This window comes from Microvirga sp. GCM10011540, assembly GCF_042650665.1.
In the GTDB taxonomy this organism is placed as follows: domain Bacteria; phylum Pseudomonadota; class Alphaproteobacteria; order Rhizobiales; family Beijerinckiaceae; genus Microvirga; species Microvirga lenta.
The window spans coordinates 1-16,565 of sequence record NZ_JBHSBQ010000110.1 but is presented as its reverse complement, the minus strand read 5'-3'; the positions used below and the strand labels follow the sequence as shown (position 1 = coordinate 16,565).

General features: G+C 63.9%; 12 protein-coding genes, 1 tRNA gene and 1 pseudogene. All 14 read left to right on the top strand.

What is annotated here, in order from left to right:
* Positions 1-127 (top strand): annotated as a pseudogene (gene tuf / locus ACFOYU_RS16405) (elongation factor Tu); the annotation flags it as partial.
* A gap of 43 nt (positions 128-170) precedes the next feature.
* Positions 171-247: transfer RNA gene (locus ACFOYU_RS16400), tRNA-Trp, on the top strand.
* 162 nt (positions 248-409) lie between these two features.
* The gene (secE, locus tag ACFOYU_RS16395; protein WP_226741693.1) at positions 410-610 is read left to right on the top strand and encodes a preprotein translocase subunit SecE; all 201 of its coding nucleotides are present in this window, start codon (positions 410-412) and stop codon (positions 608-610) included.
* A 12-nt stretch (positions 611-622) separates the two neighbouring features.
* Positions 623-1,156 carry a transcription termination/antitermination protein NusG gene (gene nusG, locus ACFOYU_RS16390; RefSeq protein WP_226741694.1) on the top strand — a complete coding sequence of 178 codons (534 nt, stop codon included), beginning with the start codon at positions 623-625 and terminating at the stop codon, positions 1,154-1,156.
* A 166-nt stretch (positions 1,157-1,322) separates the two neighbouring features.
* Positions 1,323-1,751 (top strand): 50S ribosomal protein L11, encoded by a 429-nt coding sequence (rplK, locus tag ACFOYU_RS16385; RefSeq protein WP_226741695.1) that lies wholly within the window; start codon positions 1,323-1,325, stop codon positions 1,749-1,751.
* A 10-nt stretch (positions 1,752-1,761) separates the two neighbouring features.
* A complete protein-coding gene (gene rplA / locus ACFOYU_RS16380) occupies positions 1,762-2,463 on the top strand; it encodes a 50S ribosomal protein L1 (protein WP_226741696.1) in 702 nt (233 codons plus the stop codon).
* A 745-nt stretch (positions 2,464-3,208) separates the two neighbouring features.
* Entirely contained in the window at positions 3,209-3,727 is a 519-nt protein-coding gene (gene rplJ / locus ACFOYU_RS16375) for a 50S ribosomal protein L10 (RefSeq protein WP_226741697.1), read from the top strand.
* Positions 3,728-3,778: 51 nt separating this feature from the next.
* Positions 3,779-4,159, top strand: a complete 381-nt coding sequence (gene rplL / locus ACFOYU_RS16370; protein WP_109596488.1) for a 50S ribosomal protein L7/L12 — start codon at positions 3,779-3,781, stop codon at positions 4,157-4,159.
* Between the two features lie 250 nt (positions 4,160-4,409).
* A complete protein-coding gene (gene rpoB, locus ACFOYU_RS16365) occupies positions 4,410-8,540 on the top strand; it encodes a DNA-directed RNA polymerase subunit beta (protein ID WP_226741698.1) in 4,131 nt (1,376 codons plus the stop codon).
* Positions 8,541-8,652: 112 nt separating this feature from the next.
* Positions 8,653-12,831, top strand: a complete 4,179-nt coding sequence (rpoC, locus tag ACFOYU_RS16360) for a DNA-directed RNA polymerase subunit beta' (protein ID WP_226741699.1) — start codon at positions 8,653-8,655, stop codon at positions 12,829-12,831.
* 585 nt (positions 12,832-13,416) lie between these two features.
* Entirely contained in the window at positions 13,417-13,788 is a 372-nt protein-coding gene (gene rpsL / locus ACFOYU_RS16355; RefSeq protein WP_109596495.1) for a 30S ribosomal protein S12, read from the top strand.
* Positions 13,789-13,821: 33 nt separating this feature from the next.
* Positions 13,822-14,292, top strand: coding sequence for a 30S ribosomal protein S7 (gene rpsG, locus ACFOYU_RS16350; protein WP_226741700.1), 471 nt, complete (start codon positions 13,822-13,824; stop codon positions 14,290-14,292).
* Positions 14,293-14,317: 25 nt separating this feature from the next.
* A complete protein-coding gene (fusA, locus tag ACFOYU_RS16345; RefSeq protein WP_226741701.1) occupies positions 14,318-16,393 on the top strand; it encodes an elongation factor G in 2,076 nt (691 codons plus the stop codon).
* Between the two features lie 45 nt (positions 16,394-16,438).
* Positions 16,439-16,565 (top strand): GTP-binding protein (locus ACFOYU_RS16340; RefSeq protein WP_377034108.1); only part of this gene is annotated, 127 nt, incomplete at its 3' end.

The following is a 16,565-nucleotide window of genomic DNA, read 5'->3' as shown; positions in this document are numbered from 1 at the left end:
GGGCGACAACATCACCATGGACGTGGAGCTGATCGTGCCGATCGCCATGGAGGAGAAGCTGCGCTTCGCCATCCGTGAGGGCGGCCGCACCGTCGGTGCCGGCGTCGTCGCTCAGGTCATGGATTAATTGAGTTCCAGGTGGCGGTTCGCCGCCACCTGTCGACCGCCGGAGGAGTGTAGCTCAATCGGCTAGAGCACCGGTCTCCAAAACCGGGGGTTGGGGGTTCGAGTCCCTCCACTCCTGCCAGCGGATCGACAAAGCGGGCGTTTTGCGTTAGAGAGCGCCCCGTAATCGTTTAAACAGGCGGCGCGAGGCTTGAAAAACGGCCTCGCGCCCCTTCAATTTGGGCCTGACAGTGCCCACGGAGGACGTCCGCCGCCCTTTCCGGCGAGGTGGATGTTGAGCGAAATGGCGAAAACGAACCCGTTCGATTTCCTGCAGCAGGTCCGCTCGGAAGCTGCCAAGGTCACGTGGCCGACCCGTAAGGAGACCATGATCACGACCGCTATGGTCTTCGTGATGGTCGTCCTCGCCAGCGTGTTCTTCCTCGTGGTCGATCAGGTGATCGGCTGGGGAGTCCGTTCGGTTCTCCTCGGCTTTGGCGGATAAGGGGCGGATGCAATGACGAAGCGTTGGTATATCGTCCACGCCTACTCGAACTTCGAGAACAAGGTCGCCCAGTCGATCAAGGATCAGGCGGCGCAGCGCGGCCTGGAAGACAAGTTCGACGAGGTCATGGTGCCGACCGAGAAGGTCGTCGAGGTGCGCCGCGGCCGCAAGGTGGACACGGAGCGCAAGTTCTTCCCGGGCTACGTCCTGGTGAAGTGCGACCTGACCGACGAGGTCTACCACCTCATCAAGAACACCCCGAAGGTGACCGGCTTCCTGGGCGCCGACAAGTCCAAGCCGGTTCCGATCCCGGATCGCGAGGCCGAGCGCATCAAGGGCCAGGTGGCCGAGGGCGTCGACCATCCGAAGCCGTCCGTCAGCTTCGAAGTGGGCGAGCAGGTCCGGGTTTCCGACGGTCCGTTCGCCTCCTTCAACGGCGTCGTCGAGGAAGTCGACGATGCCCGGGCCCGCCTCAAGGTGGCGGTGTCCATCTTCGGCCGCGCAACACCGGTCGAGCTCGAATACGGTCAGGTCGAAAAGGTCTGATCGGTTGAGCGGCGCGCCCGTCGCGCCGCTCTTGGCCCCCTAGCGGGGCCTTCACCCGCGGGAGGTCTGCCCGGATGCCAGCCGGGACCAGCAGACTGCACCGCGACCTGCAACCGCCATACCGTTCGGCAGGCTCCGAGCGGGTGGTCCATTGGAAAGCAGTCCTATGGCAAAGAAAATCTCGGGCTACGTTAAGCTCCAAGTGCCTGCAGGCGCAGCCAACCCGTCGCCGCCGATCGGTCCGGCGCTCGGTCAGCGCGGCCTGAACATCATGGAATTCTGCAAGGCCTTCAATGCGAAGACCTCGCAGATGGAGAAGGGCACCCCGATCCCGGTGATCATCACCGCGTATCAGGATCGTTCCTTCACCTTCGAAATGAAGCAGCCCCCGGTCTCGTACTTCCTCAAGAAGGCCGCGAAGATCGACAAGGGATCGCAGACTCCCGGCAAGGGCGGAACGGTCGGTCGCGTGACGCAGGACCAGATCCGCGAGATCGCCGAGAAGAAGATGGCCGATCTCAACTGCGACACCGTTGAATCCGCCATGGCCATGATCGAGGGCTCCGCGCGCTCGATGGGCATGGAAGTGGCCTAAGGAGGGTATGATGGCTGTTAAAGAAGGAAAGCGCATCCGCTCTGCCCGCGAAGGCATCGATGCCGCCAAGCTCTACCCGATCCAGGACGCGGTGAAGCTGATCAAGGATCGCGCCAAGGCCAAGTTCGACGAGACCATCGAGGTCTCCATGAACCTCGGCGTCGATCCCCGTCACGCCGACCAGATGGTCCGTGGCGTCTGCAACCTGCCGAACGGCTCGGGCCGTACGGTCCGCGTGGCGGTCTTCGCCCGTGGCGCCAAGGCCGACGAGGCCAAGGCGGCCGGCGCCGACGTGGTCGGAGCCGAGGACCTGTTCGAGACCGTCAACGGCGGCACGATCGACTTCGACCGCTGCATCGCCACCCCGGACATGATGCCGCTCGTCGGCCGTCTCGGTAAGGTGCTGGGCCCGCGCGGCCTGATGCCGAACCCGAAGGTCGGCACGGTGACCATGGACGTGAAGGGCGCCGTCGAGGCCGCCAAGGGCGGCGCGGTCGAGTTCCGCGTCGAGAAGGCCGGTATCGTTCACGCCGGCATCGGCAAGGCCTCGTTCGACGAGGGCAAGCTGGTCGAGAACATCAAGGCGTTCGCTGACGCCGTGGCCAAGGCCAAGCCGGCCGGCGCCAAGGGCACCTACATCCAGCGCGTCGCGATCTCCTCGACGATGGGCCCGGGCGTGAAGGTCGATCCTTCCTCGGTTCTCAACGGCTAAGCGAAGCGTCCTCGCAAGATCTGAAGGCCCGGCAGCAAACTGCCGGGCCTTTTTCATGCGCTCAGGCACAACGGTGCGTCTTCGGGTCCCTGGGAGCATCGGCGGTGGGCGCCGGAGGGAGGGCGCCCTGAAGGAGCGGCATCTGCATGGGCGGGCCGAGCTTGGCGCCAACCCCGCACCGGCGGCCCATGCCCCGGTGCCGCAGGCTGAATCATACGCCCGGGCCCGGCCCCGAGACCCGGATTGTGCGGCCAGGTCTTGCAAAGCACGGTCTCAAGGCTTAGCTAAGGCTCGTCTCCAAACTTTCCGCAAGGAAAAGTCATGCAATTGCCTCTTGGCTTTTGCATCCAAACGTCTTATGGAGACGCGTTGAGATTCTAAAAATTCGCCGAAGTCCGGTTCTGCTGGTCTTCGGCTGCGAATCCGCTCCGGAAACGGAGCGGTGACAGGCCGGCGGGCCAAGGGTCATCCTTTGGCGCGTTCCGGCTATGTCCTGTCCGAGACTGCAGGTGCCGGCTTGCCCGGTTTAATTCGAGAGGGCCTGCATAGACGGGGAAGCCGAGTTTCTGCTCGTTAACGCGAGCGCGGACTATCGGTTCGAACCATCTCACCCGGTGCGTCTGAAAGGGCGTGATTTGGGGGACAGGGCTTGCGAGAGCGTCGTTCGAGATGCCTCGGGTGCAAGCCTGGGCCTTGAACGACAGGTGCAACCGGCGGAACTTTTCCGCCAACCGGAGAGAGCCCAGTGGAAAGAGCAGCAAAACGCGAGCTCGTCTCGACGCTCAATGACGTGTTCAACACCACGTCAGTGGTCGTCGTCGCCCACTATGCTGGCCTCACGGTCGCCGACATGCAGAAGCTGCGCGCGCAGATGAAGCAGGCCGGCGCCACCGTGAAGGTCGCGAAGAACCGCCTCGCCAAAATCGCTCTCGAAGGCACGGACGTCGCGTCCATCTCGGGCCTCATGAAGGGTCCGACCCTGATCGCTTATTCGAGCGATCCGGTCGCGGCGGCCAAGGTCGCAGTCGATTTCGCCAAGGGTAACGACAAGCTCGTGATCCTCGGCGGCGCAATGGGCGCGACCGCCCTGAACGTGGACGGAGTCAAGGCGCTCGCGACCTTGCCGTCCCTCGACGAACTGCGCGGCACGCTGATCGGCCTTATCCAGGCTCCGGCGACCAAGATCGCTCAGCTCAGCACTGCGCCGGCGGCGAAGCTCGCCCGCGTTTTCGGGGCCTATGCCAAGACAGGCGAAGCGGCGTGAGGCCGTAACCTCAACCATCAAACTGTTCGAACCGAACTTAAGGATCAAAAAATGGCTGATCTTGCCAAGCTCGTTGACGATCTCTCGTCTCTGACCGTTCTTGAAGCTGCCGAGCTCGCGAAGATGCTCGAAGAGAAGTGGGGCGTTTCCGCTGCCGCGGCTGTGGCCGTTGCGGCCGCTCCGGGCGCTGGCGGCGGCGCTGCCGCTGCTGCCGAAGAGCAGACCGAGTTCACGGTCGTTCTCGCCTCTGCCGGCGACAAGAAGATCGAAGTGATTAAGGAAGTCCGCGGCATCACCGGCCTCGGCCTGAAGGAAGCCAAGGACCTCGTCGAAGGCGCTCCGAAGCCCGTCAAGGAAGGCGTGGCCAAGGACGAGGCCGAGAAGATCAAGGCGACCCTCGAGAAGGTCGGCGCCAAGGTCGAGCTCAAGTAATTTCTGCGGCCTCCATGGCCGCGGGGTTGCTCCCGGTGAAAACCGGGGTCTGAAACACACGGTCCCAGGCAGTTTTTTGCTTGGGGCCGTTGTGTCGTCAAAGAGCCCGAGGGCGCTTTGGCGGCAGCAGGGGACCGGAAAAGGTCCTGGATTTGTTGGTTTGCTGACGGTTTCACCGTCGGGCGGCTGGTCGAGCCTCCTCCAGCGGGGCGGGATGCTCGATCAGCCGTGTATGAGGAACGAGGTCCAGATGGCCAATACACTGATCGGCCGGAAGCGCATTCGCAAGTTCTTCGGGAAAATCAGGGAAGTCGCGGAGATGCCGAACCTTATCGAGGTTCAGAAGGCATCCTACGACCAATTCCTGATGGTCGAAGAGCCGAAGGGTGGCCGGCCGGAAGAAGGCTTGCAAGCTGTCTTCAAGTCGGTTTTCCCGATTTCGGACTTTTCGAATACTGCCCTGCTCGAGTTCGTGAAGTACACGTTCGAGCCGCCGAAATACGACGTCGACGAGTGCCGTCAGCGGGGTATGACCTTTGCTGCGCCGCTCAAGGTCACCCTGCGCCTGATCGTGTTCGATGTGGACCCGGATACCGGCGCCCGCTCGGTCAAGGACATCAAGGAGCAGGACGTCTACATGGGCGACATGCCGCTCATGACGGACAACGGCACCTTCATCGTCAACGGCACCGAGCGCGTCATCGTCTCCCAGATGCACCGTTCGCCGGGCGTGTTCTTCGACCACGACAAGGGCAAGACCCATTCGTCGGGCAAGCTGCTCTTCGCCGCCCGCATCATCCCCTATCGCGGTTCCTGGCTCGACATCGAGTTCGACGCCAAGGACATCGTCTACGCTCGTATCGACCGCAAGCGTAAGATCCCCGTCACGTCGCTGCTCTATGCCCTGGGCCTCGACGGCGAGGAGATCCTCAACACCTTCTACAACCGCGTTCTCTACAGGCGCGTGAAGGACGGCTGGACCGTTCCCTTCGATGCCGAGCGCATGAAGGGCTTCAAGGCCTCGGTCGACCTCATCGACGCCAAGACGGGCGAAGTGGTGCTCGAGGCCGGCAAGAAGCTGACGGCGCGCGCCGCCCGCCAGCTTGCCGAGAAGGGCCTCACCGAGCTGCGCGCGACGGACGAGGACCTGTACGGCCAGTACATCGCCGAGGACCTCGTCAACGCCAATACCGGCGAGATCTATGCCGAGGCCGGCGACGAGATCAACGAGAAGATGCTGAAGGGTCTGGAAGAGGCCGGTCTCTCCGAGATCCCGGTTCTCGACATCGACCACGTCACCGTCGGCCCGTACATCCGCAACACGCTTGCCATCGACAAGGCTTCCTCCCGCGAGGACGCCCTGTTCGACATCTACCGCGTCATGCGTCCGGGCGAGCCGCCGATCCTCGAGACGGCGGAGGCGATGTTCAACTCGCTCTTCTTCGATCCGGAGCGCTACGATCTCTCGGCCGTGGGCCGCGTGAAGATGAACATGCGTCTCGACCTCGACGCCGAGGACACCGTGCGCACCCTGCGCCGCGAGGACATGATCGCGGTCACCAAGGCGCTCGTGGACCTGCGCGACGGCAAGGGCGAGATCGACGACATCGACCACCTCGGCAACCGCCGCGTCCGTTCGGTCGGCGAGCTCATGGAGAACCAGTACCGCCTGGGCCTCCTGCGCATGGAGCGCGCCATCAAGGAGCGCATGTCCTCGGTCGACATCGACACGGTCATGCCGCAGGACCTCATCAACGCCAAGCCGGCCGCGGCTGCGGTGCGCGAGTTCTTCGGCTCGTCCCAGCTGTCGCAGTTCATGGACCAGACCAACCCGCTCTCCGAGGTCACGCACAAGCGTCGCCTTTCGGCCCTTGGCCCGGGCGGTCTGACCCGCGAGCGTGCCGGCTTCGAGGTGCGCGACGTGCACCCGACGCACTACGGCCGCATCTGCCCGATCGAGACGCCGGAAGGCCCGAACATCGGTCTGATCAACTCCCTGGCCACCTTCGCCCGCGTGAACAAGTACGGCTTCATCGAGACGCCGTTCCGCCGAGTCCGCGACGGCGTGGTGTCGGAAGAGGTCATCTATCTCTCCGCCATGGAAGAGGCCAAGTACAACGTCGCCCAGGCGAACGCCGCCATGGACCCGACCGGCAAGCTGACGGAAGAGCTCGTGATCTGCCGCCGCGCCGGCGACGTCATCGTCGTGGCGCCGGACCGCGTGGATCTGATGGACGTGTCGCCGAAGCAGCTCGTTTCGGTCGCGGCCGCGCTCATCCCGTTCCTCGAGAACGACGACGCGAACCGCGCCCTCATGGGCTCGAACATGCAGCGCCAGGCCGTGCCTCTGGTCCAGGCGGACGCTCCGTTCGTCGGCACCGGCATGGAGGCGGTCGTCGCCCGTGACTCCGGCGCCGCCATCGCGGCCCGCCGGACCGGCATCGTCGACCAAGTGGACGCGACCCGTATCGTTATCCGCGCCACTGAGGAGACCGATCCGACCCGTCCCGGCGTCGACATCTACCGTCTGCAGAAGTTCCAGCGCTCCAACCAGTCGACCTGCATCACGCAGAAGCCGCTGGTGCGCGCCGGCGACGTCGTCCGCAAGGGCGACATCATCGCCGACGGTCCGTCGACGGAGCTCGGCGAGCTGGCGCTCGGCCGCAACGTGCTCGTCGCGTTCATGCCCTGGAACGGCTACAACTTCGAAGACTCGATCCTGCTCTCCGAGCGGATCGTGAAGGACGACGTCTTCACCTCGATCCACATCGAGGAGTTCGAGGTCATGGCCCGCGACACCAAGCTGGGTCCCGAGGAAATCACGCGCGACATTCCGAACGTTTCGGAAGAGGCGCTGAAGAACCTCGACGAAGCCGGCATCGTCTATATCGGCGCCGAGGTCCATGCGGGCGACATCCTCGTCGGCAAGATCACGCCGAAGGGCGAGAGCCCGATGACGCCGGAAGAGAAGCTTCTGCGTGCCATCTTCGGCGAGAAGGCCTCCGACGTCCGCGACACCTCGCTCCGTGTCCCTCCGGGCGTGACCGGCACCATCGTGGAGGTCCGCGTCTTCAACCGTCACGGTGTGGACAAGGACGAGCGTGCGCAGGCCATCGAGCGCGAGGAGATCGAGCGTCTCGCCAAGGACCGCGACGACGAGCAGGCGATCCTCGACCGCAACACCTATGCCCGACTGGCTGAGATCCTGATCGGACAGAGCGCCGTTGCCGGCCCGAAGGGCTTCAAGAAGGACACCAGCGTCACCCGCGATCTCCTCAACGAGTATCCGCGGTCCCAGTGGTGGCAGTTCGCCGTCGACAACGATGCGCGCATGACCGAAATCGAGGCCATGCAGAAGCAGTACGACGAGTCGAAGAAGCGTCTCGAGCAGCGCTTCCTCGACAAGGTCGAGAAGCTGCAGCGCGGCGACGAGCTTCCGCCCGGCGTCATGAAGATGGTCAAGGTCTTCGTGGCCGTGAAGCGCAAGATCCAGCCCGGCGACAAGATGGCCGGCCGCCACGGCAACAAGGGCGTCGTGTCCCGCATCGTCCCGATCGAGGACATGCCGTTCCTCGAAGACGGCACCCATGCGGACATCGTGCTCAACCCGCTGGGCGTGCCGAGCCGCATGAACGTCGGTCAGATCCTCGAGACGCATCTCGGGTGGGCTGCCGCCGGTCTCGGCAAGCAGGTCTCCCAGGCGGTCGACGCCTACATGAGGTCCGGCACGGCCACGGCTCTGCGCGAGCAGCTGGTCTCGATCTACGGCAACCTGCCCGAAATCGAGCAGGCTTCGGACGACGAGCTCGTCGAGCTCGGCAAGAACCTGCGCCGCGGCGTTCCGTTCGCCACGCCCGTCTTCGACGGCGCGAAGGAGTCGGACATCGAGGCGATGCTGGAGAAGGCCGGTCTCGAGACCTCGGGTCAGGTCACGCTCTACGACGGACGTACCGGCGAGCCGTTCGACCGCAAGGTGACGGTGGGCTACATCTATATGCTGAAGCTCCACCACCTCGTGGACGACAAGATCCACGCCCGCTCCATCGGCCCCTACAGCCTCGTTACCCAGCAGCCGCTGGGCGGCAAGGCCCAGTTCGGCGGCCAGCGCTTCGGCGAAATGGAGGTGTGGGCGCTCGAGGCTTACGGCGCGGCCTACACCCTTCAGGAAATGCTCACGGTCAAGTCGGACGACGTGGCAGGCCGTACGAAGGTCTACGAAGCCATCGTTCGTGGCGACGACACCTTCGAGTCGGGCATTCCGGAGAGCTTCAACGTTCTCGTGAAGGAAATGCGGTCGCTCGGCCTCAACGTGGAGCTTACCAACTCCAAGCGTGCCGCCAACGAGCCGGAGCAGCTGCCTCCGTCCGAGGCGGCCGAGTAAGGCGCCAGGCGCCTGAGTTTGAATGATCTGGCCGCGGCGGTTTTAATGCCGCGGCTTCATGCAATTGCCGGCGAGGGTGCTTATCTAGCGCCCTTCAGCCCAGGAGACGGCGATGAATCAAGAGGTCATGAATCTTTTCAATCAAACGGCGCAGCCGCAGAGCTTCGATCAGATCAAGATCTCGATCGCGAGCCCTGAGAAGATTCTGTCCTGGTCTTACGGCGAGATCAAAAAGCCTGAGACCATCAACTACCGCACGTTCAAGCCCGAGCGCGACGGCTTGTTCTGCGCCCGAATCTTCGGCCCGATCAAGGACTACGAGTGCTTGTGCGGCAAGTACAAGCGCATGAAGTACAAGGGCGTCATCTGCGAGAAGTGCGGCGTGGAAGTCACGCTTGCGCGCGTCCGTCGCGACCGCATGGGCCACATTGAGCTGGCCGCGCCGGTCGCGCATATCTGGTTCCTGAAGTCCCTGCCGAGCCGCATCGGTCTGCTGCTCGACATGACGCTCAAGGATCTGGAGCGCATCCTCTATTTCGAATCCTATATCGTCGTTGACGCGGGCCTGTCCCCGCTCAAGGACCGCCAGCTGCTGTCCGAGGAGGAGTATCTCCGCGCCCAGGACGAGTACGGCGAGGATTCCTTCACGGCCATGATCGGCGCGGAGGCGATCCGCCGCATCCTCCAGGAACTCGACCTGGAGAAGGTGGCGGCCGACACCCGCGAGGAGATCGCGACCACCACGTCCGAGCTCAAGCCCAAGAAGCTGTTGAAGCGCCTCAAGATCATCGAGGCGTTCATCCAGTCGGGCAACAAGCCCGAATGGATGATCATGACGGTCGTTCCGGTGATCCCGCCGGATCTGCGTCCGCTCGTGCCTCTCGACGGCGGCCGCTTCGCGACCTCGGACCTCAACGATCTCTACCGCCGCGTCATCAACCGCAACAACCGCCTGAAGCGGCTGATCGAGTTGCGCGCGCCGGACATCATCATCCGCAACGAGAAGCGCATGCTTCAGGAGGCGGTGGATGCCCTGTTCGACAACGGCCGCCGCGGCCGCGTCATCACGGGCGCCAACAAGCGTCCGCTGAAGTCGCTCGCCGACATGCTGAAGGGCAAGCAGGGCCGTTTCCGCCAGAACCTGCTCGGCAAGCGCGTCGACTATTCCGGCCGTTCGGTCATCGTGGTCGGTCCGGAGCTCAAGCTCCATCAGTGCGGCCTGCCGAAGAAGATGGCGCTCGAGCTCTTCAAGCCGTTCATCTACGCCAAGCTCGACGCCCGCGGCCTGTCCGCCACCGTCAAGCAGGCGAAGAAGCTCGTCGAGAAGGAGAAGCCCGAGGTCTGGGACATCCTGGACGAGGTCATCCGCGAGCACCCGGTTCTGCTGAACCGTGCGCCGACCCTGCACCGTCTCGGCATCCAGGCCTTTGAGCCCACCCTCATCGAGGGCAAGGCGATCCAGCTGCACCCGCTCGTCTGCGCCGCGTTCAACGCGGACTTCGACGGCGACCAGATGGCGGTCCACGTGCCGCTTTCGCTCGAGGCGCAGCTTGAAGCCCGCGTCCTCATGATGTCGACGAACAACATCCTCCACCCGGCCAACGGTCAGCCGATCATCGTGCCGTCGCAGGACATCGTTCTGGGCCTCTACTACCTCTCGATCGTCTCCGACGGCGAGCCGGGTCAGGGCAAGGCCTTCGCCGACATGGGCGAGATCGAGCACGCGCTCCACGAGAAGGTCATCACCCTCCACTCCAAGATCCGCTACCGCTGGGAAGGTCTTGGCGAGGACGGCCAGCCGGTCTCCAAGGTCTACGAGACCACTGCCGGACGCGTCATGCTCTCGCGCCTCCTGCCGAAGCACCCGATGCTCCCCTACGACGTCGTGAACAAGCTCATGACGAAGAAGGAGATCTCCAACATGATCGATGCCGTGTACCGGCATTGCGGTCAGAAGGAGTCGGTGATCTTCTGCGACCGCATCATGGCGCTCGGGTTCTACAATGCGTTCAAGGCCGGCATCTCGTTCGGCAAGGACGACATGGTCATCCCCGAGAACAAGTGGCAGATCGTCGAGGAGACCCGTGCCCTCGCGAAGGACTACGAGCAGCAGTATCAGGACGGCCTGATCACTCAGGGCGAGAAGTACAACAAGGTCGTCGACGCCTGGGCGAAGTGCTCGGATCGCCTCGCCGGCGAGATGATGAATCGCATCTCGGCCGTGAAGAAGGACGATTCCGGCCGCGACAAGCCGGTCAACGCGATCTACATGATGTCCCACTCGGGCGCCCGTGGTTCGCCGGCCCAGATGAAGCAGCTCGCGGCGATGCGCGGCCTCATGGCCAAGCCGTCGGGCGAGATCATCGAGACGCCGATCATCTCGAACTTCAAGGAAGGCCTGAACGTGCTCGAGTACTTCAACTCGACGCACGGTGCCCGTAAGGGTCTGGCCGATACGGCGCTCAAGACCGCCAACTCCGGTTACCTGACCCGTCGTCTCGTCGACGTGGCCCAGGATGCGGTCATCCGCGAGCCGGATTGCGGCACCGAGAAGGGCATCCGCATGCGGGCCATCATCGACGCCGGTCAGGTGGTCGCGTCGCTGGCTTCTCGCATCCTGGGCCGTTCCACGGCCGAGGACCTGGTCGCCCAGGACGGCAGCATCATCGTTCCGAAGGGCACGATGATCGAGGAGCAGCATCTGGAAGCCATCGGCGCTGCCGGCATCCAGGAGGTCAAGATCCGTTCCGTGCTCGTCTGCGAGTCGAAGAACGGCGTCTGCGCCACCTGCTACGGCCGCGACCTAGCCCGGGGTACTCCGGTCAACCACGGCGAGGCTGTCGGCGTCATCGCCGCTCAGTCCATCGGCGAGCCGGGCACCCAGCTCACCATGCGCACCTTCCACATCGGCGGTGCGGCCCAGATTGCCGACTCGTCCTTCTTCGAGTCGAGCTTCGAGGGCGTCGTCAGCTTCCGCAACAAGAACATCGCGCGGAACTCGGACGGCGATCTCGTGGTCATGGGCCGTAACGTGGCCATCGTCATCAGCGGGCCGGACGGCACCGAGCGGGCGGTTCACCGCCTGCAGTACGGTTCGCGCCTGAAGGTGGACGAGGGCGACACGATCAAGCGCGGCCAGCGCATCGCGGAGTGGGACCCCTATTCCCGTCCGATCCTCACGGAGATGGACGGCGTGGTGGGTTACGAGGACCTCGTCGACGGCGCCTCGATGATCGAGACCATGGACGAGTCCACCGGCATCGCGAAGCGCGTCGTGATCGACTGGCGCGGCTCGGCCCGCACGGCCGATCTGCGTCCGGCGGTCATCATCGAGGGCAAGGGCGGCAAGGTTGCCAAGCTGGCCCGCGGCGGCGACGCCCGCTATCTCCTGCCGGTCGACGCGATCCTCGCGGTCGATCCCGGCTCGAAGGTGAAGGCAGGCGACGTTCTGGCCCGTGTTTCGACCGAGAGCGCCAAGACCCGCGACATCACGGGCGGTCTGCCGCGCGTGGCGGAGCTGTTCGAGGCCCGTCGTCCGAAGGATGCGGCCATCATTGCGGAGAAGTCCGGCACGATTCAGTTCGGCCGCGACTACAAGAACAAGCGTCGCCTGACGCTGAACCCGCACGATGGCTCGGAGCCGGTGGAGTACCTGATCCCGAAGGGCAAGCACATCCACCTGCAGGACGGCGACGTGGTCGAGATCGGCGACTTCATCGTGGACGGCAACCCGGCCCCGCACGACATCCTTGCGATCAAGGGCGTCGAGGAGCTGGCCGCCTACCTGGTGAACGAGATCCAGGAGGTCTATCGCCTCCAGGGCGTGCTCATCAACGACAAGCACATCGAGGTGATCGTTCGCCAGATGCTGCAGAAGGTCGAGATCACCGACGGCGGCGATTCCGATCTCCTCAGCGGCGAGCAGGTCGACCGCCTCGAGCTGGAGGAGATCAACGAGCGCCTCGTGGCCGAGAAGAAGAAGCCCGCCGAAGGCGTGCCGGTTCTGCTGGGCATCACCAAAGCCTCGCTGCAGACCCGCTCCTTCATCTCGGCGGCGTCCTTCCAGGAGACCACCCGCGTCCTCACCGAGGCGGCGGTCAACGGCAAGGTCGACACCCTCGAGGGCCTCAAGGAGAACGTCATCGTCGGCAGCCTCATCCCGGCCGGCACCGGTGCGCTCAACGCTCAGATCAAGGCCATCGCGCAGCACCGCGACGACCTGATCCTCCAGCAGAAGCGCGCCGAGTCCCAGGCCCAGGTGAGCGAACTGCCTCCCGCTGCGGCAGAGTAACCGCCCAGCCAAAAGCAAGCTCGAAAAGGCCGCCCCTGGGCGGCCTTTTCTTTTCTCCCGACGTGCCGTAACGGCAGGACAAGACAGGGCAGCGCGGACTAAGTCGCACCCTGCCGAATCTGCCAAGCTCCAGCCGATGCCGACGACAGGGCCGTCCCTTGCGACGACCCTTCGATGCTCCCAGATCGGGACCAACGGCTCTCGAACCCATGCCGCCAAGCCTCGTTTCGGCTCCCGAGAGGGCCAAACGTAAGGGAAGTCTAAAAAGTGTTGACTTTCCCCGACTCGGGCGCTAGAGAGACCGGACTTTCCGGCTGGCCGTAGGTTTTCGCCAGTCGAAGCGCCGAGCTTCGACCGATGCCACCTAAACGCTGCCGAACTCAACCTTGACTGACACAAGTCAGATTAGGGCATGACCGCGGTCTCGATATCGTGGTCCTCTGCAACCGCACCGCGCCAAGGGCCTTCCAAAGCCAATGGCGTGGCTTCGTTTTGTGCAGGCTTAGCAGTCTGCCAGGGCGGCGCTCAACCGTTGAAGACACTCGAAAAGGCCACCTGGCGGTGGCTGGTGAAAGAGGGCACAGGATGCCAACGATCAGTCAGCTGATCCGCAAGCCGCGGACGGCGCAAAAGAGCCGGAATAAGGTTCCCGCGCTTGAGGCCTGCCCGCAGAAGCGGGGCGTGTGCACGCGCGTCTACACGACGACCCCGAAGAAGCCGAACTCGGCTCTCCGTAAGGTCGCCAAGGTTCGTCTGACCAATGGCTATGAAGTCATCGGTTACATCCCCGGTGAGGGTCACAACCTTCAAGAGCACTCCGTGGTCATGATCCGCGGCGGCCGCGTGAAGGACCTTCCCGGTGTTCGCTATCACATCCTCCGCGGTGTTCTCGACACCCAGGGCGTGAAGAATCGTAAGCAGCGTCGTTCGAAGTACGGCGCGAAGCGGCCGAAGTAAGCCGTCAACCGTTATTGAGGTCGGAGTCAGCTCATGTCCCGCCGCCACAGCGCCGAAAAGCGTGAGATTATCCCGGATCCGAAGTTCGGGGATATCGTCGTCACCAAGTTCATGAACTCCATCATGTACGACGGCAAGAAGTCTGCTGCCGAGCGCATCGTCTACGGTGCGTTCGACGTCATCGAGAGCCGCGCCAAGTCCAACCCGCTCGAAGTGTTCAAGCAGGCGCTCGACAACGTCGCTCCGGCGATCGAAGTCCGCTCCCGCCGCGTCGGCGGTGCGACCTACCAGGTTCCGGTGGAAGTCCGCGCCGAGCGTCGCCAGGCGCTGGCGATCCGCTGGATCATCCAGGCTGCCCGCGGCCGCAACGACAAGACCATGGTCGACCGGCTCTCCGCCGAGCTGCTCGATGCCTCGAACAACCGGGGTAACGCCGTCAAGAAGCGTGAGGACACCCACCGGATGGCCGAAGCCAACCGCGCGTTCTCGCACTATCGCTGGTAACGGCTGGACCTTCAGGAGTTAAGCGATGCCCCGCACGCACGCAATTGAGGACTACCGCAACTTCGGCATCATGGCCCACATCGATGCCGGCAAGACGACGACGACCGAGCGTATCCTTTACTACACCGGCAAGTCGCACAAGATCGGTGAAGTCCATGAAGGCGCTGCCACCATGGATTGGATGGAGCAGGAGCAGGAGCGTGGCATCACGATCACCTCTGCTGCGACCACCTGCTTCTGGAACGGCAAGCGTCTGAACATCATCGACACCCCCGGCCACGTCGACTTCACCATCGAAGTCGAGCGCTCGCTGCGCGTGCTCGACGGCGCCGTCTGCGTTCTGGACGGTAACCAGGGTGTGGAGCCTCAGACCGAGACCGTCTGGCGCCAGGCCGACAAGTACGACGTTCCGCGCATCGTGTTCGTCAACAAGATGGACAAGACCGGCGCGAACTTCTTCAACTGCGTCGACGACATCGTGAAGCGCGTCGCCGGCAAGCCCGTCTGCCTCCAGCTGCCGATCGGCGCCGAGAGCGACTTCCAGGGCGTGATCGACCTCATCAAGATGAAGGCGATCGTCTGGTCCGGAGAGTCCCTGGGCGCCAAGTTCGACGAAGTCGAGATCCCGGCCGACCTGAAGGACCAGGCTGCCGAGTACCGCGCCAAGCTGGTCGAAGCGGCTGTCGAGATGGACGACGAGGCCATGGTTGCCTACCTCGAGGGCCAGGAGCCCGACGAGGCGACCCTGCGCCGCCTGGTCCGTACGGCGGTTCAGCGTCGCGCCTTCCATCCGGTGCTGTGCGGCTCGGCCTTCAAGAACAAGGGCGTTCAGCCGCTCCTCGATGCCGTTGTGGACTTCCTGCCGTCCCCGGCAGACCGCGAAGCCATCCAGGGCATCGACTTCAAGACCGAGGAAGAGACCATCCGCCGTCCGACGGACGAGGAAGCGTTCTCCATGCTCGCCTTCAAGATCATGGACGACCCCTTCGTCGGAACCATCACCTTCTGCCGCGTCTACTCGGGCAAGGTCGAGGCTGGTGCGAACCTCCTCAACTCGACCCGCGACAAGAAGGAGCGCGTCGGCCGCATGCTTCTCATGCATGCGAACAACCGCGAGGACATCAAGGAAGCCTATGCGGGCGACATCGTCGCTCTCGCGGGCCTCAAGGAAGTCCGTACCGGCGACACGCTGTGCGATCCGGCCAAGCCGGTGATCCTCGAGCGCATGGAGTTCCCTGAGCCCGTCATCGAGATCGCCATCGAGCCGAAGTCGAAGGCCGACCAGGAGAAGCTGGGCCTGGCGCTCGCGAAGCTCGCAGCCGAGGATCCGTCCTTCCGCGTCTCCACCGACCAGGAGTCGGGACAGACGATCCTGAAGGGCATGGGCGAACTGCACCTCGACATCAAGGTCGACATCCTGAAGCGCACCTACAAGGTCGATGCCAACATCGGCGCTCCGCAGGTGGCTTACCGCGAGACGATCTCGAAGAAGGCCGAGGTGGACTACACCCACAAGAAGCAGACCGGCGGTACGGGCCAGTTCGCCCGCGTCAAGCTCGTCGTTCAGCCGAACGAACAGGGCGCCGGTTTCGCCTTCGAGTCGAAGATCGTCGGCGGCGCGGTGCCGAAGGAGTACATCCCCGGCGTCGAAAAGGGTCTGCAGTCGGTAATCGGCGCCGGCGTCGTGGCCGGGTTCCCGGTGGTCGACGTCAAGGTCGAGCTCATCGACGGCGCCTTCCACGAGGTGGACTCGTCGGCTCTGGCCTTCGAAATCGCATCCCGTGCGGCCATGCGTGAGGCTCTCCAGAAGGGCGGTTCCGTCCTCCTCGAGCCGGTCATGAAGGTCGAGGTGACGACCCCCGAGGACTACACCGGTTCCGTGATCGGTGACCTCAACTCCCGTCGTGGCCAGATCCAGGGTCAGGACATGCGCGGCAACGCCGTGGTCATCAACGCGATGGTCCCGCTCGCCAACATGTTCGGCTACGTGAACACGCTCCGCGGCATGAGCCAGGGGCGCGCGAGCTACACGATGCAGTTCGACCACTACGAGCAGGTGCCGTCGAACGTGGCTGCCGAGGTTCAGGCGAAATACGCCTGAACCCACTAAAGCGAAATTTTAGAATTCAAAGGAACGGGTGCCACGATGGCGAAGGAAAAGTTTGAGCGCAATAAGCCGCACTGCAACATCGGGACGATTGGTCACGTGGACCATGGCAAGACGTCACTGACGGCGGCGATCACGAAGGTTCTGGCGGAGTCTGGCGGCGCGC

Coding starts and splice junctions, on each gene's coding strand:
- rplA (WP_226741696.1), top strand. CDS start 1,762: ATGGCTGTTAAAGAAGGAAAGCGCATCCGCTCTGCCCGCGAAGGCATC.
- secE (WP_226741693.1), top strand. CDS start 410: ATGGCGAAAACGAACCCGTTCGATTTCCTGCAGCAGGTCCGCTCGGAA.
- rpsL (WP_109596495.1), top strand. CDS start 13,417: ATGCCAACGATCAGTCAGCTGATCCGCAAGCCGCGGACGGCGCAAAAG.
- rpoC (WP_226741699.1), top strand. CDS start 8,653: ATGAATCAAGAGGTCATGAATCTTTTCAATCAAACGGCGCAGCCGCAG.
- rpoB (WP_226741698.1), top strand. CDS start 4,410: ATGGCCAATACACTGATCGGCCGGAAGCGCATTCGCAAGTTCTTCGGG.
- rplK (WP_226741695.1), top strand. CDS start 1,323: ATGGCAAAGAAAATCTCGGGCTACGTTAAGCTCCAAGTGCCTGCAGGC.
- fusA (WP_226741701.1), top strand. CDS start 14,318: ATGCCCCGCACGCACGCAATTGAGGACTACCGCAACTTCGGCATCATG.
- rplL (WP_109596488.1), top strand. CDS start 3,779: ATGGCTGATCTTGCCAAGCTCGTTGACGATCTCTCGTCTCTGACCGTT.
- rpsG (WP_226741700.1), top strand. CDS start 13,822: ATGTCCCGCCGCCACAGCGCCGAAAAGCGTGAGATTATCCCGGATCCG.
- nusG (WP_226741694.1), top strand. CDS start 623: ATGACGAAGCGTTGGTATATCGTCCACGCCTACTCGAACTTCGAGAAC.